This is a genomic window from Mesorhizobium sp. P2_E6, assembly GCF_056403835.1.
Map to the genome: position 1 here is coordinate 234,336 of NZ_JBFUEQ010000008.1, position 14,943 is coordinate 249,278.

Consider the following 14,943-nt stretch of genomic DNA (forward strand, 5'->3'; position numbering starts at 1 on the left):
TTTCCAACCATGGTATCTCCAACCAAAGGGATCGAAGCTGCATGAGCGTGATGGTCAAGGAAAGCCCGATGAGCGAAACGGACATGATCGCCGAGGCCGAGAAGGCGCTTGCCGACATCTCCAGGATCCGCGACGGGGTCGGCCGGGTCATCTTCGGCCAGGAGAGCGTCGTCGAGCGCACGCTGGTGGCGCTGCTGGCCGGCGGCCATGCGCTGCTGGTCGGCGTGCCGGGCCTTGCCAAGACCAAGCTGGTCGAGACGCTGGGCGTCGTGCTCGGCCTCGATTCACGCCGCATCCAGTTTACGCCCGACCTGATGCCGTCCGATATCCTCGGCTCCGAGGTGATGGAGCAGGACGAGTTCGGCAAGCGTTCCTTCCGTTTCATCTCCGGGCCGATCTTCGCCCAGCTTTTGATGGCCGACGAGATCAACCGTGCCTCGCCGCGCACCCAGTCGGCGTTGCTGCAGGCGATGCAGGAGTACCACGTCACCATTGCCGGCGCCCGCCACGACCTGCCGGCGCCCTTCCATGTGCTGGCAACACAGAACCCGCTGGAGCAGGAAGGCACCTATCCCTTGCCCGAGGCCCAGCTCGACCGCTTCCTGATGCAGGTCGACATCCTCTATCCCGAAATCGAGGCCGAGCGCCGCATCCTCTTGGAAACCACCGGCATCGAGGACGCCAAAGCGCAGAACGTGCTGAACCCGGTGCGGCTGAAGGAGATCCAGACGCTGATCCGCCGCATGCCGGTGCCGGAAAGCGTCGTCGAGGCGATCCTGACGCTGGTGCGCTCGGCGCGCCCCGGCCAGGGCAATGCCGAGACCGACAAGCATGTCGCCTGGGGGCCCGGCCCGCGCGCCAGCCAGGCGCTGATGCTGTGCACAAGGGCGCGCGCGCTCTACGATGGGCGGCTGGCGCCCTCCATCGACGATGTCCGTGCGCTGGCAGAGCCGGTGCTGCAGCATCGCATGGCGCTGACCTTCGCCGCCCGCGCCGAAGGCACCAGCGTGCGCGACGTGGTGGCAAAGCTGGTGAAAGGGATTTGATGGCGCGCATCGGCGAGGTCCAGGCTCCGGCAGCGACGCGCGACGCGCTCGCTCGTGGCCGGTTGCGGGCCTCGCTTGTGCCTGATCTGCTCGTCGAGGCGCGCCGCATCGTCAACACCGTGATCGCCGGCTGGCATGGCCGCCGCAAGCGCGGCATCGGCGAGAATTTCTGGCAGTTCCGGCCCTATGTCGAAGGCGATGCCTCGCGCATCGACTGGCGCCGTTCGGCCCGCGACGACCACACCTATGTGCGCGACCGCGAATGGGAAGCCGCCCATACGGTGTGGCTTTGGGCCGACCCGTCGCCGTCGATGCTCTACAAATCGACCGGCGCCGGCGTGTCCAAGCAATCGCGCGCGCTTGTGCTGACGCTGGCCATGGCCGAGCTGTTGTCGCGCAGCGGCGAGCGCATCGCCTGGCCCGGCCTCACCGATCCGTTCACCGCCCGCAACGGCGCCGAGCGCATCGCCGCCCAACTCATGCACGCCGGCGAGTTGCCGGCAAAACCCGACCTGTCCGACATCCGCCGCTTCTGCGACATCGTCATCGCCAGCGACTTCCTCGATCCGGTCGAGGAGACGATGGCCTGGCTCGACGTGCTCGCCCGCCATGGCGTGCGCGCGCACCTGATCGAGGTCGCCGACCCGGCCGAGGAAACCTTCCCCTATGCTGGCCGCACCGAATTCACCGATCCCGAGACCGGCGACAAGCTGACCGCCGGCCGCGCCGAAATGCTCGGCGATGAATACCGCCTGCTCTACACCGCCCGCCGCCACGAACTTGCCGCCTGGTGCAAGCGGCTCGGCTGGAGCTTTACCGTCAACCACACCGATCGGCTGGCTTCCGACGCGCTCGTGCGCCTGCACATGGCGATGACCGCCGACGGCGGTTATACCGGGCCGACCGCCGGGGGCAGTCGTGCCGGGAAGGCCGTCGCATGAGCTGGCTGCCGCTCTCCTTTGGCGCCCCCATGGTGCTGTGGGGCCTGCTGGCGCTACCGGTGATCTGGTGGCTGTTGCGGCTGACGCCGCCCAAGCCGCAGACCGAGATCTTCCCGCCGCTGAAGATCCTGGCGCGTGTGTTGAAGCGCGAGGAAACGCCGCAGCAGAGCCCGTGGTGGCTGACGCTGCTCAGGCTGTTGATGGCGGCGCTCATCGTCACCGCCCTTGCCGAGCCGGTGTTCAACCCGCGCGAAAAATTGCCGGCCGAGGGCGCGGCCCTTGCGTTGGTCATCGACAATGACTGGGCAAGTGCCGCCGACTGGAACAAGCGCGTCGCCACCGCCGAGCGGCTGATCAAAGACGCCGGCTCGAACGGCGTGCCGGTCATCGTCGCCTTCACCGCCGAAAAGCCCAATTCGGAAATCGGCCCGTTCGATGCCGCCGCCGCCCTCGACCGGCTGCGTGCCGCCAAGCCACGGCCGATCCCGACCGACCGGCCCGCCGTCTATGCCCGCGTCGCCGGGGCGCTGGACACCTTGCCCGGCGCCAGCGTCGCCGTGCTTGCCGACGGCCTGGCGGCGAAGGGCGACGAGGCCGCCTTCAACACGCTGTTGTCGAAAAATGCCGCCCGTGTCGTGTGGGCCAGTTCAGACCGGCTGTCGCTGACCGGCCTGACCACCGCCGACAACCAGGTCGACGGCTTTGCGCTGACCGCCATCCGCGCGCCGGGCGACCCGGCACCCGCACAAGTCACCGCCGGCGCTTTCGACGACAAGGGCCGCCGCATCGCCGATGCGACGCTGACCTTTTCCCCTGGCGAAACCACCGCCACCGGCACCATGGCGGTGCCGTTCGAGCTGCGCAACGACTTTGCCTCGATCTCGCTCGACGGCGAGCGCCAGGCCGGTGCTGTGCGCGTCCTTGACGAAAGCTCCAAGCGCCGCCGCGTCGGGCTGCTGTCGCAGGCCGAGGCCGACCAAGCGCAGCCGCTTTTGTCGCCGCTCTACTACATCAGGCGCGCGCTGCAGCCCTTCGCCGATCTCGTCGAACCCTCCAGCGCCGACCTCGCCGATGCCATCCCGCAGATCCTCGACCAGAAGCCGGCCATGATCGTCATGGCCGACATCGGCACCATTCCCGCACAGGTTCGACAAAGGCTGGTCGACTGGGTCGACAATGGCGGCACGCTGGTGCGCTTCGCCGGCTCGCGGCTGGCCGCCGCCGGCAATGACGACGACCTGCTGCCGGTCCGCCTGCGCACCGGTGAGCGTTCGCTAGGCGGAGCCCTGTCATGGACGTCACCGCAACCGGTCACCGAATTCCCCAAGGCCGGTCCGTTCGCCGATCTTGCGCCGCCGACCGAGGTCACCGTCACCAGGCAGGTGCTGGCCGAGCCGACGCCCGACATTGTCGAGCGCACCTGGGCCGCCCTCGCCGACGGCACACCGCTGGTCACCGGACTGAAGAAAGGCAAGGGCACGCTGGTGCTGTTCCACGTCACGCCCGAGGCGACCTGGTCGAACCTGCCGATCTCCGGCAGCTTCGTCGAGATGCTGCGCCGCATCGTGCAGCTGTCGCGCAACCAGGGCGCGGCGATCGCCAATGCCGAAGCCGCGGCCACCTCGCTGGCGCCCTACCGCATGATATCAGCCGACGGCTCGCTGGTGCCGCCGACGCCGGATGCACGGCCGCTGGTGCCGGGTCCCGCGCTGGCGGTAACCTTCGAGAACCCGCCCGGCCTCTACGGCTCCGAGACCGGCGTCTTCGCTCACAATTTGCTCGATGCCGCAAGCAAGCTGGCGCCGCTGGCGCGCCCGCAAATCACCGTTCCGGTCACATCGATCCAGTATGCCTTTGACGAATCGCGCAACCTGAAGGGCGCACTGGTCGCCGCCGCTCTGGTGCTGATGCTGCTCGACACCCTGGCGGTGTTCTGGATGGGCGGCCTGTTTGCCCGCCGGCCGCGCCGTGCCGGTGGCGTGGCCACCACCGCCGCGATCCTGATTGCGCTCGGCGCGCTGTTTGGCCATGCCGATCCTGCCCGCGCCGACGACGCCAAACCTGGCGACGAGGTCGCCATCGAGGCCATATCGAAGACCCGCATCGCCTATGTGCTGACCGGCGTGCCGGGCGACGATTCGATCAGCCGCGCCGGGCTCGAAGGCCTGACCCGCTTCCTGGTCGAGAAGACGGCGCTGGAACCCGGCGCGCCGGCCGGCGTCGACATCGCGAAGGACGAGCTGTCGTTCTATCCCTTGATCTACTGGCCGATCGATCCGGCCGCACCGATGCCGAGCCAGGCCGCGATCGCCCGCATCGACGCCTATATGCAGCAAGGCGGCACGGTGCTGTTCGATACGCGCGACCAGTTCGCCAACGGCATCGGCGCCGATTCGACCAGCCCGGCGACGGAGCGGCTGCGCGACATCCTCGGCAACCTCAACGTGCCGCCGCTGGAGCCGGTGCCGTCCGACCACGTGCTGACCAAATCCTTCTTCATCCTGCCCGAATTTCCCGGCCGCTTCAGTGGCAGCCCGCTCTGGGTCGAGGCCTCGCTCGACGCCAGCAATGCCGAGAACCGGCCGGTGCGCACCGGCGACGGCGTCTCGCCGATCATGATCACCGCCAATGATTTCGCCGGCGCCTGGGCGGTCGACGAAAATGGCGATCCGCTGCTGCCGACCGTGCCGGCGGACCCGATGCAGCGCATCTACGCCTTGCGCGCCGGCGTCAATATCATGATGTACATGTTGACCGGCAACTACAAATCCGACCAGGTGCATGTGCCCATACTGCTCGAACGGCTGGGGCAGTAGGATGACGTGCTTTGTTGCGTTCCCAGCCCGGAATTGCCCTCCCCACAAGGGGGAGGCTAATTCATGAACTGGTCGATCTCCCTCGAGCCGCTGATCTCCTGGCCCCTGCTGGCTCTGGTGCTGGTGCCGCTGGCGCTGCTGGCGCTCATCGGCCTGTGGTTTCGCCAGCGCGGTGCCGTCTTCCGCTTCGTCGCCCTGATGGCGCTCGCCGCCGCCCTGTTCAACCCGGTGTTCCTCAACGAGGAACGCGAGCCGCTGAAAAGCGTCGTCGCCCTCGTCGTCGACCGCAGCCAGAGCCAGGATATCGGCGACCGCACCAAGCAGACCGACGAGGCACTGGCCGGGCTGCAGCAGCGTCTTGGCCGCTTCAAGCAGTTCGATGTGCGCGTCATCGAGGCCGGCAAATCGCAAGCCGCCGAGGAGCGCACCGAGACACGGCTGTTCGGCGCGCTCGAAGGCGCTTTCCGCGACGTGCCGCCGTCGCGCATTGGCGGCGCCATCATGATCACCGATGGCGAGGTGCATGACGCGCCCGCGGGCAGCCCCGATTTCAACGCACCGCTGCATGCCCTGATCACCGGCAACGATCACGAGAAGGATCGCCGCATCCGCTTCGAGAACGCACCGCGCTTCGGCCTTGTCGGCAAGCCGCTCGACATGACCTACCGCGTGATCTCGACGGAAAACGAGACCAGCCCGGTCGAAGTGCGCGTCTCGGTCAATGGCGAGCAGGTCGCGGTCGAACATGCCACCGTCGGCCAGGCCATGCCGCTGCAGGTGACCATTCCGGGCGCTGGCCGCAACATCGTCGAGCTCGCCATCGACCGCGAGCCGGGCGAACTGACCGACACCAACAACCGCGCCATCGCGCTCATCGACGGCATTCGCGAAAACCTGCGTGTGCTGCTCGTCTCCGGCGAGCCGCATGCCGGCGAGCGCACCTGGCGCAATCTCTTGAAATCCGACGCCTCGGTCGATCTCGTCCATTTCACCATTTTGCGGCCGCCGGAAAAGCAGGATGGCACGCCGATCAACGAATTGTCGCTGATTGCCTTCCCGACCCGCGAACTGTTCGTCGAGAAGATCAAGGATTTCGATCTCATCATCTTCGACCGCTACCAGCACCGCGACGTGCTGCCGATCCTCTACTACGACTACATCTCCGAATATGTCGAAAAGGGCGGCGCGCTGCTGATCGCGGCCGGCCCCGAATATGCCGGCGAAAGCTCGATCGCGCGCACGCCGCTGATGTCGGCCCTGCCGGCAATGCCGACCGGCGAAGTGGTCGACAAGGCCTTCTATCCACGCCTCACCGACCTCGGCCAGCGCCACCCGGTGACCCGCGGGCTCGACGGCTCGGCCACCGAGCCGCCGCACTGGAGCCGCTGGTTCCGCACCATCGGCGTGCAGAATCCCGAAGGCGAAGTGGTGATGAAGGGCGCCGACAACCGGCCCCTGCTCTTGCTCGACCGCAAGGGAGAGGGCCGCGTCGGCATGCTTCTGTCCGACCAGGGCTGGCTGTGGGCGCGCGGCTTCGAAGGCGGTGGCCCGCATGTCCAGCTCTACCGGCGCATCGCGCACTGGCTGATGAAGGAACCCGATCTCGAGGAGGAACGGCTGACCGCCGACGGTCGCGGCATGGTGCTGGAAATCCGCCGCCAGACCATGGCCGATGCTCCCGGCCCGGCGCAGATCATCACCCCGTCCGGCAAGACCTTGACCGTCAAGCTCGACAAATCCGAGCCTGGCGTCTTCCTCGGCAGCGTTGAGACCAGCGAGATCGGCCTCTACCAGGTCGCCAATGGCGACCTCACCGCGCTCGCCCATGTCGGGCCGGTCAACGCGCCGGAATTCGCCGATGTCATTTCCACGGAAAACCGGCTGAGAACGCCGGCTGAAGCCACCGGCGGCAGCGTGCGGCGACTGGCGTCATCCACGGCCCTTGGCAGTGACATTACGCTGCCCTCCATCGTGCCGGTGCGCTCTTCCGGTCAGGCCACCGGCAGCGACTGGATCGGCCTGCGCACGACTGACGACAGCGTGCTCAAGGCGGTCTCGCGCGTGCCGCTGTTCGGCGGCTTCCTCGGCCTCGGCCTGCTGCTTCTGGCGATGGGTTCGATGTGGTACCGCGAGGGGCGGTAGGGCTACTCTTCCGGCTCGGTCGTGAACAGCAGCGGATAGCCCTTGGCCTTGCCGGCATCGGTCGCCCGTGTCGCCTTGGTCTCGGCGACATCCTTGGTGAAGACGGCAACAACGCACACGCCGCGCCGGTGCGCGGTGATCATGATCCTGTGCGCTTGGTCTTCGCTGAGCTTGAACTCGCCCTTCAGCACCGTCACCACGAATTCGCGCGGCGTGAAATCGTCATTGATGAGGATGACCTTGTAGAGCTTTGGCCGCTCGGTCTGCGGCTTGACCTCGGTACGCGGTTTTGTGGTGATTTCAGGCATCGGAACCGACAATTTTGCGCAAGCGACCTGGCCCGCATTCTGACACCAGCGAATTCAGCCGTCCATTTTGATTGACGCGCAAAGCCGGTCCGGAGGGCGCCGCCATTCGCGACTATGTGGGAAAGTCTCGGTTGCCGTTCAACGGTCCTGGCGGCCGAAGATGCGGCGGCCGGGAATCTGCCGCGCGGCTGTGACGGATGGCATATCGGACCGAAGGCGGTTTCCGCCCGCATCCGCCCGACGTTCCAGCCATGCCGCGATCGGCCACGCGACGACGCAGATCAGCGTTGTGCCGGTGAGCACGATCAGCACCCAGGTCTGTGCCGGCGTGATGTAGTCCCAGTTGGTGGAAATCTCCGGTGCGAACAGCGAAGGCTCGGTGCGCCCACTGGCCGGATCGGGCACCGGGCTGGCGGTAAGCAGGATCAGCACCCTGGCGGCGCCAGTGGCGACCAGACCGCCAAGCACCAACGAACGCAGAGTGGACGAAAGCCGCTTCTTCATGCGGATTGTCCTACAGGGCCGGCATTGCGAACGGGTTAAAGTCGGTCGGGGCGGAAGCTGCCGGCGCGAGGCTTCGGCCAAACATCGGTAGGCTAACCGTCCGCTACATCGCCGATATCAGGGCTTTCAGCGGTCGGACAGGAAGAAGGCCGCCCCAGCCGAAAAACAACTGGAGCGGCCTTGTCGCAGACGGGCAAGTTATGCCCGATCTGGATTAAGCCTTCGGGGCGTCCTTCTTGACGGCCTTCGTCGGAGCCTTCTTGTGCTTCTTGGTCTTCTTGACGACCTTCTTCGGAGCAGTCTTGGCCGGGGCGGCAGTAGCCGGAGCGGTGGTGGTCGTCGAAGCAGCCGGAGCAGCGGTCGTGGTGGCAGCGGCGTTACCGAGAGCCGGCATCGCGAAGGCGAGAGCGACGGCGAGACCGGTTGCGGAGAGGATGGACTTCTTCATGGCTTCACTTCCTTTTTTAGCGGGTCGAGTTTTCGAGCGTCACTGAACCGGGTCGTTCGGCGTCACTCCAAGCAGCTTCAAAGCGTTGGCGAGCATCCGGATGCCCTGTGCCTGTTTCTTGGCGGCGCAGTACCGGTTACCCTTTCTCTGAAGTGCCTTTGCCGCGGTGACCTGCGTTGCCGCGGCATGGGTTTCGAGGGCTTCATCAAATTGGTGGCTGAGATTGGCGCACCGTTCGCTCCGGGTGGTGGGCGTCACCTTTGCGTCCGATTGTTCGACAGCGGCAGTAACCAGGCAAATGCCCAGCAACGCACCCAACAAACTGATCGACAACCTTGGCATCGGTTTATCCGTAAACCCCGAGACTAGCGTCGCAGCCGATGACCTGACCGCCACGAGACCAGTTATGCCTTTGTATTTTTTCAGGAGTTTTTCTGAACTGTAGAATTTTGTTTCTGGATTGTGTCTAAGGAAGCCGGTGTGGACGCATCATCACCACTGGCCAACATATGGCCTGAATTCTATCGTGTGGGTTGCGACAGAACGGCTAGGCAATCAAACAATGACAGGGCTGCTGTGAAATCCGACGCACACATACTGATCGTCGACGACGACAAGGGCATCCGCGACCTGCTGCAGGAATTCTTCCAGAAGCGGGGCCTGCACACCTCGGTTGCCGCAGACGGCACCGAGATGGAGGCCATCCTGCGCCGCGCGCAGGTGGACCTCATCGTCCTCGACGTGATGCTGCCTGGCAAGAGCGGGCTGGAGCTTTGCCGCGACCTTCGCGCCCAGTATTCGACACCGATCATCATGCTGACCGCCGTCACCGAGACCACCGACCGCGTGGTCGGCCTGGAGATGGGCGCCGATGACTATGTGCCCAAACCATTCGACCCGCGCGAGCTTCTGGCGCGCATCCGCGCCGTGCTGCGGCGCAACGGCGCCGCCGAGCCCAAGCGCGCCACCACCAAGCAGATCTACCGCTTCGCCGGCTGGACGATGGACTGCTCGCGACGTCGGCTGATCGCCCCCGACGATGTCAGGGTCGAACTGACCATGGCGGAATTCAACCTGCTGCAGACCTTCGTCAAGAGCGCGCAGCGCGTATTGACGCGCGACCAGCTCATCGAATTGTCCGGCGGCGACAGCGACTATTCCTTCGACCGCAGCATCGACATCCTGGTCAGTCGGTTGCGGCGCAAGATGGAAGACGACCCGAAGACGCCCAAGCTGATCCTGACCGTGCGCAGCGGCGGCTACCAGTTCCTGCCCGAGACGACCTCCGAATGAGACGTTTCCTGCCGCAGACCTTGCCTGTCTGGGTGCTGCTGATCGTCATCGCCGGCCTGCTGATCAGCCAGGTCGCGACCCTCTACATCGTGTCGCGCGACCGCGCCGCCGCCAACGACGAGGTCGACCTCTACCGGCTGAACGACCGCGCTTACTCGCTGGTGCAGCTCATGCATGATGCCACGCCTGAGCAACGCAAGGCGACGGCGACCGGCCTGTTCAATTCCACCTACGCGCTCACCGTCTCGGACACGCCGGCAGTCACCTCGTCGATTGCCGGCGACGACGAACTGGCGGAACTTGAAGACATCCTCGTCGGCCGGCTGTCGAAATTCGGCATCACCGATGCGCGGGTGCGGCGCGACCCGGCGACGCGCGAGGCCGACGACGCCACCGGCATGGCGCCGGGACCCGATATCGGCCAGGTCGAGCGTGACCTCCTGGTGCTGGCCGCCGACTTCGCCCAGAGCGACAAGTTGACGGCGTCGCTGCGCTTTGCCGACGGCCAATGGCTGAACTTCACCGAGCCGAACACGCCCGTCGGTCCGATCCTGAGCTTCGACAGCTTGCCGCTCTACTCGCTGATCGCCGGACTGGTGGTGATCATGTCGATCTGGTCGCTGCGCCGGCTGACGGCGCCCTACCGGATGATGGAAACCGCCGTGAACAGGATCGGCAAGGACCTGAAGAGCCCGCCGATCGCCGAGTCGGGCAGCCGCGAGGTGCGTGCCGCCGCCAAGGCGATCAACGCCATGCAGGCCAGGTTGCGCGAATATGTCGAGGACCGCGAACATCTGGCGGCGGCGCTGGCGCATGATCTGCGCACGCCGATGACACGGATGCGCCTGCGCCTGGAACTTTTGCGCAAATCGGCCGTTCGCGAAGCGCTGGCGCACGATCTCGCCGATGTCGAGAGCATCGCCAGCTCGGTGATCGACTTTGCCACCTTCGAGGTGACCGAGGAAAAGAGCGAACGCATCGACTTCTGGTCGCTCGTGGAGTCGATCGCCGACAGCTATGACGAGGTCTCGTTCGACGACGACACCCGCTCGCGTGGCCTGATCTGCATGGCACGGCCGGTCGCGCTCAGGCGTTGCGTCACCAATCTGATGCAGAACGCGATCACCTACGGCAAGAAGGCGCATATCAGCCTGCGCCGGTCGGAGAACATGATCCTGCTCACCATCCGCGACGAAGGGCCGGGCATACCGCAGGCGCAGATCGACGCCGTGTTCGGCTCGTTCGTGCGCCTCGAACAATCCCGCAACCGCCAGACCGGCGGTCTCGGTCTCGGCCTGACCATTGCCCGCAACATCGCGCGGGCCGCCGGCGGCGAGATCAGCCTGTCCAACAACCCGGGCGGTGGCCTGCTGACGCAACTGCGCCTGCCGCTGGCGGCGTAGGGCGATCTGGAACCACCAGGCAGCCTTCGCTGCAGCGAAGGCCGCAGCCGAAGCCTGGCGCTACCGCCGCAGCACCGCGCTCAGCACGTCGCGGATGCCGATGGCGCCGACAAAGCGCGACTGGTCGTCGAACAGCGCCACGGGTGCGGTCTGCGAGCGATGCATGGCCAGCATCACGGTTTTCAGCGAGGTACCGGGGTTGGCCCAGAACACTTGCGCCGCTTCCTCCGACTGGCCCTCGACATCGGCACATGACACCCACACCGCCGGCTTGCCATCGCGTTCGGCCGCCGCCACCAGCCCGTGGTCGTCGATCTTGAAGCGCGTCGTCTTGCGCCGGTCGAGCCATACCCAGCCATTGTCGCCGTGCTCCAGGTCGCGACGGTCGCGCATCACGTTCCAGGCGGTCAGCACCGACAGCGGGTTCACATTGGCGATGAAGTCGCGGACATAGTCGTTGGCCGGCCGCAGCACGATGTCTTCCGGCGCGCCGGTCTGAACGATGCGCCCGCCCTCCATGATGGTGATATGGCTGCCGATCTTCAGCGCCTCCTCGAGGTCGTGGCTGACGAAGATAATGGTCTTCTTCAACTCGGCCTGCAGCTGCAGCAATTCGTCCTGCAGCTTGGTGCGGATCAGCGGGTCGAGCGCCGAGAACGGTTCGTCCATCAGCAGGATCGGCGCCTCGGTGGCGAAGGCACGGGCCAGGCCGACGCGCTGCTGCATGCCGCCCGAAAGCTCATGCGCGTATTTCTTCGACCACTGGTCGAGATGAACGAGCTCCAACTGCTTTTTGACGCGCTCCTTGCGCTCGGCTTCCGGAACACCGGCGAGTTCGAGGCCGAGGCCGACATTCTCCTCGACCGTGCGCCAGGGCAGCAGGCCGAACTGCTGGAACACCATAGCTACCTGCTTCTGTCGCAGCCTTCTCAACGTCACCTCATCGCAGGTGACGACGTCGACGGTCTTGTCGCCGTCCTTGACAAGCACCTGACCGCGCGACACCACGTTCAGCCGGTTCACGGCCCTCAGCAATGTCGACTTGCCCGAACCGGACAGGCCCATCAGCACGGAAATCTCGCCCTCGTTCACGGTCAGACTGGCGCCTGCGCAACCCAGCACATTGCCGGTCTTTTCGAGGATCTCGGCGCGGGTGGCTCCAGCGTCAATCATTGCCAGAGACCCGGCCTGGTCGGCGCCGAAGACGATATCGACGTTTCTGAAATCGACGGCGACGGTCATTTCTTGCCTCCAACGGCAATGCGGGTCATCCGGTCAAGCACGATGGCGAGGACAACGATGGCCAAGCCCGCCTCAAGCCCGAGGTCGATGCGGCGCGAGCCGAGCGCCCTGTTGATTTCAGTGCCGAGGCCGCCAGCGCCGATCAGCGCCGCGAACACCACCATCGACAGCGACAGCATGATCGATTGCGTCAGACCGGCCATGATGGTTGGCAGCGCCGAGGGCAGTTCCACCTTCCACAACAGCTGGCTCTTGGTGGCGCCGAACGCTTCGCCTGCCTCGACGATCGACTTCGGTACCGAGACGACGCCGAGATGGGTGAGCCTGACCGCGGTCGGGATGACGAAGATGATGGTGACGATGAGGCCGGGCGCATTGCCTAGACCGAACAGCGTCAGTACCGGGATCAGGTAGACGAAGGTCGGCAGCGTCTGCATCAGGTCGAGCACCGGCAGCATGATGCGGTAGACCTTCGGCTTGTGCGCGGCCCAGATGCCGAGCGGCACCCCGATGGCCATGGCCATCGCAGCAGCAGCCACCACGAGCACCAGCGTCTGCACCGTCTGCTTCCACAGGTTCTGGTTGATGATGAAGATCAGGCCGAGGAAGACGCCAATTGCGAGCGGCCTTGAGCGCTGCAGCAGCCAGGCGATGGCGGCGATGACAAGCGCCAGCAGCACCGGCGGCACCAGCAGCAGGATGTCGACCAACCCGTCGAGCAGGAAATTGAGGCCATTCGAAAAGGCCCTGAAGACAGTGTCGAAATTGTCGGTGAGGAAGCCGAAGAACGCCTTTCCCCAGGCGCCGATCGGAATCTTGTGATCGACCATGAATTTCGAAATCGGATCCATATCGCCCCTCTCATGCAGGAGACCGCCCTGCCCTCGGCCTCTACTGTCGCAACGTCATCTTGTCACAGGATATGAAAAAGGGCAGCCTTTTCCAGAATGGCTGCCCTTTATTTCGGTCATGCCGAAATCACAGTCGGCTCAGCTTCCGAGCGCGGTCTTGATCGCCGCCGCGGCGTCGCCGCCATCGAAGGTGGTGACGCCGGCGATCCAGGGCGCAACCGCGCCGGGATTCTTCTTCAGCCAGTCGCTCGCCACCGTGTTGGCATCGCCGCCCTTGAGGATCGCGTCCATCATCTGGCCTTCCATGTCCAGATTGAACTTCAGATTGGCGATGAACTTGCCTGCATTCGGGCACTCCGTGGTGTAGCCCTTGCGCACATTGGTAAACACGGTGGCAGCACCGAAGCCGCTGTCGCCCATGCCGTCGAGATAGGTGATCTTCATGGCGCCCATCACCGGATGCGGCGTCCAGCCGAGGAAGGCGATCCACTCATTGTTCTTCATCGACTGCTCGGCCTGCGTCAGCATGCCGGCTTCCGAGGATTCGACCAGCTCGAACCCTTCGAGATTGTCCTTCGGGTTCTTGATCATGTCGAGGATGATGCGGTTGCCGTCATTGCCGGCCTCGATGCCGTAGATCTTGCCGTTGAACTTGTCCTTGAACTTGCCGATATCGGTCAGCGACTTGACGCCGGCATCCGCGACATAGGTCGGCACGACGATGCCGTAGCCGGCGCCGGTCAGGTTCGTGCTGATGGTCTCGACGGAGCCGTCGGCGGTGTAGTCCTTGATGTCGTTGGTCATCGACGGCATCCAGTTGCCGAGGAAGACATCAAGATCCTTGTTCTTCAGCGACGCCATGGTCACCGGCACCGACAGCTGGATCGTCTGTGGCTCGTAGCCGAGCGCGGTCAGCAGAACGGAAGCGACACCGGTCGTCGCCTGGATATCGGTCCAGCCGACATCGGAAAGACGCACCGCCTTGCAGCTTGCCGGATCGCCGGCGAAGGCAGCGCTCGTAGACAACAGAGCCGCCAGGCCGAGGCCGGCGACGAAGGAATTCATGCGCGACATAGATATTCTCCCATTGCGATTCTTAGGCGAAGCGAAGTTACGGTTTCTCTGCCCGCCTTGTTTCGTCAGCCAAACACCATTCTGGTGTGGTTTCAAGCATTAAGGCAATCACGATCAACGGCGCAGGCTGGCCAATCAGCGACACGCTTCCTGCTTTTGCATTGCGCGGCTGTCGTTTTTTGCGAGCGGGGGTCGTTTTTTGGGGGAATGCGGCGGCGCCCCCTCCCCGCGCCGGGACAAGTCGGCTTAAAAGGGCGGCATGGCCAAGCTCTACTTCCACTATGCGACGATGAACGCCGGCAAGACGACGATGCTGTTGCAGGCGTCGTACAACTATCGCGAGCGCGGCATGCGCACGATGCTGTTCGTCGCCGGCCACTACCGAAAGGGCGACAGCGGCCTGATCTCGTCGCGCATCGGCCTGGAGACGGAAGCCGAGATGTTCCGCGACGGCGACGATCTGTTCGCCCGCGTCGCCGATCACCATGAGCATACGACCGTGCATTGCGTCTTCGTCGACGAGGCGCAGTTCCTCGAGGAGGAGCAGGTCTGGCAGCTCGCCCGCATCGCCGACCGGCTGAACATCCCGGTCATGTGCTACGGCCTGCGCACCGATTTCCAGGGCAAGCTGTTTTCCGGTTCGCGGGCGCTGCTGGCGATTGCCGACGATTTGCGCGAGGTGCGCACCATCTGCCGCTGCGGCCGCAAGGCGACGATGGTGGTGCGGCTCGGCCCCGACGGCAAGGTGGCACGTCAGGGCGAGCAGGTGGCGATCGGCAAGGACGTCTATGTCTCGCTCTGCCGCCGTCACTGGGAGGAAGAGATGGGCCGCGCCGCGCCCGACGACTTCATCGGCTTCACCCGGGCCTGACGGG

Annotated in this window: 14 protein-coding genes; 7 read left to right on the plus strand and 7 right to left on the minus strand. The window is 65.2% G+C overall.

What is annotated here, in order from left to right:
* The first annotated feature begins 41 nt into the window (after nt 1–41).
* The 4 genes from AC1D08_RS21550 to AC1D08_RS21565 all read left to right on the plus strand — a co-directional run bounded on the left by AC1D08_RS21550 (nt 42) and on the right by AC1D08_RS21565 (nt 6,945).
* A complete protein-coding gene (locus tag AC1D08_RS21550; protein WP_457151223.1) occupies nt 42–1,046 on the plus strand; it encodes an AAA family ATPase in 1,005 nt (334 codons plus the stop codon).
* The gene (locus tag AC1D08_RS21555; protein ID WP_477423924.1) at nt 1,046–1,987 is read left to right on the plus strand and encodes a DUF58 domain-containing protein; all 942 of its coding nucleotides are present in this window, start codon (nt 1,046–1,048) and stop codon (nt 1,985–1,987) included. The genes AC1D08_RS21550 and AC1D08_RS21555 overlap by 1 nt, the downstream gene beginning before the upstream one ends.
* A complete protein-coding gene (locus AC1D08_RS21560) occupies nt 1,984–4,803 on the plus strand; it encodes a DUF4159 domain-containing protein (RefSeq protein WP_457151221.1) in 2,820 nt (939 codons plus the stop codon). The genes AC1D08_RS21555 and AC1D08_RS21560 overlap by 4 nt, the downstream gene beginning before the upstream one ends.
* Nucleotides 4,804–4,866: 63 nt before the next feature.
* Nucleotides 4,867–6,945: a hypothetical protein gene (locus tag AC1D08_RS21565; RefSeq protein ID WP_457151220.1), complete on the plus strand. Its 2,079-nt coding sequence runs from the start codon at nt 4,867–4,869 to the stop codon at nt 6,943–6,945.
* A gap of 2 nt (nt 6,946–6,947) precedes the next feature.
* Here AC1D08_RS21565 and clpS read toward each other — a convergent pair whose 3' ends face one another.
* From clpS to AC1D08_RS21585, 4 genes are all read right to left on the minus strand, one after another.
* On the minus strand, nt 6,948–7,253 hold the full coding sequence (gene clpS, locus AC1D08_RS21570; RefSeq protein ID WP_095090829.1) for an ATP-dependent Clp protease adapter ClpS: 306 nt from the start codon (nt 7,251–7,253) through the stop codon (nt 6,948–6,950).
* A gap of 138 nt (nt 7,254–7,391) precedes the next feature.
* Nucleotides 7,392–7,757: a hypothetical protein gene (locus AC1D08_RS21575; RefSeq protein WP_457151219.1), complete on the minus strand. Its 366-nt coding sequence runs from the start codon at nt 7,755–7,757 to the stop codon at nt 7,392–7,394.
* A 214-nt stretch (nt 7,758–7,971) separates the two neighbouring features.
* On the minus strand, nt 7,972–8,205 hold the full coding sequence (locus AC1D08_RS21580; RefSeq protein ID WP_095090827.1) for a hypothetical protein: 234 nt from the start codon (nt 8,203–8,205) through the stop codon (nt 7,972–7,974).
* Between the two features lie 39 nt (nt 8,206–8,244).
* Complete coding sequence (locus tag AC1D08_RS21585) at nt 8,245–8,547, minus strand: hypothetical protein (RefSeq protein WP_457151218.1); 303 nt, start codon at nt 8,545–8,547, stop codon at nt 8,245–8,247.
* Between the two features lie 234 nt (nt 8,548–8,781).
* On the opposite strand from AC1D08_RS21585, the gene AC1D08_RS21590 reads away from it, so the two are divergent.
* Together AC1D08_RS21590 and AC1D08_RS21595 are read left to right on the plus strand one after the other, a co-directional pair.
* On the plus strand, nt 8,782–9,498 hold the full coding sequence (locus AC1D08_RS21590; protein WP_095090825.1) for a response regulator: 717 nt from the start codon (nt 8,782–8,784) through the stop codon (nt 9,496–9,498).
* The gene (locus AC1D08_RS21595) at nt 9,495–10,901 is read left to right on the plus strand and encodes an ATP-binding protein (protein ID WP_457151217.1); all 1,407 of its coding nucleotides are present in this window, start codon (nt 9,495–9,497) and stop codon (nt 10,899–10,901) included. Before AC1D08_RS21590 ends, AC1D08_RS21595 begins: the two co-directional genes overlap by 4 nt.
* 60 nt (nt 10,902–10,961) lie before the next feature.
* Here AC1D08_RS21595 and choV read toward each other — a convergent pair whose 3' ends face one another.
* The 3 genes from choV to AC1D08_RS21610 all read right to left on the minus strand — a co-directional run bounded on the left by choV (nt 10,962) and on the right by AC1D08_RS21610 (nt 14,068).
* Nucleotides 10,962–12,143 (minus strand): choline ABC transporter ATP-binding protein, encoded by a 1,182-nt coding sequence (gene choV, locus AC1D08_RS21600; protein WP_095090823.1) that lies wholly within the window; start codon nt 12,141–12,143, stop codon nt 10,962–10,964.
* Nucleotides 12,140–12,994: a choline ABC transporter permease subunit gene (choW, locus tag AC1D08_RS21605; protein WP_095090822.1), complete on the minus strand. Its 855-nt coding sequence runs from the start codon at nt 12,992–12,994 to the stop codon at nt 12,140–12,142. Before choW ends, choV begins: the two co-directional genes overlap by 4 nt.
* Before the next feature lie 138 nt (nt 12,995–13,132).
* The gene (locus tag AC1D08_RS21610; RefSeq protein ID WP_095090821.1) at nt 13,133–14,068 is read right to left on the minus strand and encodes a choline ABC transporter substrate-binding protein; all 936 of its coding nucleotides are present in this window, start codon (nt 14,066–14,068) and stop codon (nt 13,133–13,135) included.
* A gap of 259 nt (nt 14,069–14,327) precedes the next feature.
* On the opposite strand from AC1D08_RS21610, the gene AC1D08_RS21615 reads away from it, so the two are divergent.
* Nucleotides 14,328–14,939, plus strand: coding sequence for a thymidine kinase (locus AC1D08_RS21615; RefSeq protein WP_457151216.1), 612 nt, complete (start codon nt 14,328–14,330; stop codon nt 14,937–14,939).
* The last annotated feature ends 4 nt before the right edge of the window (nt 14,940–14,943 follow it).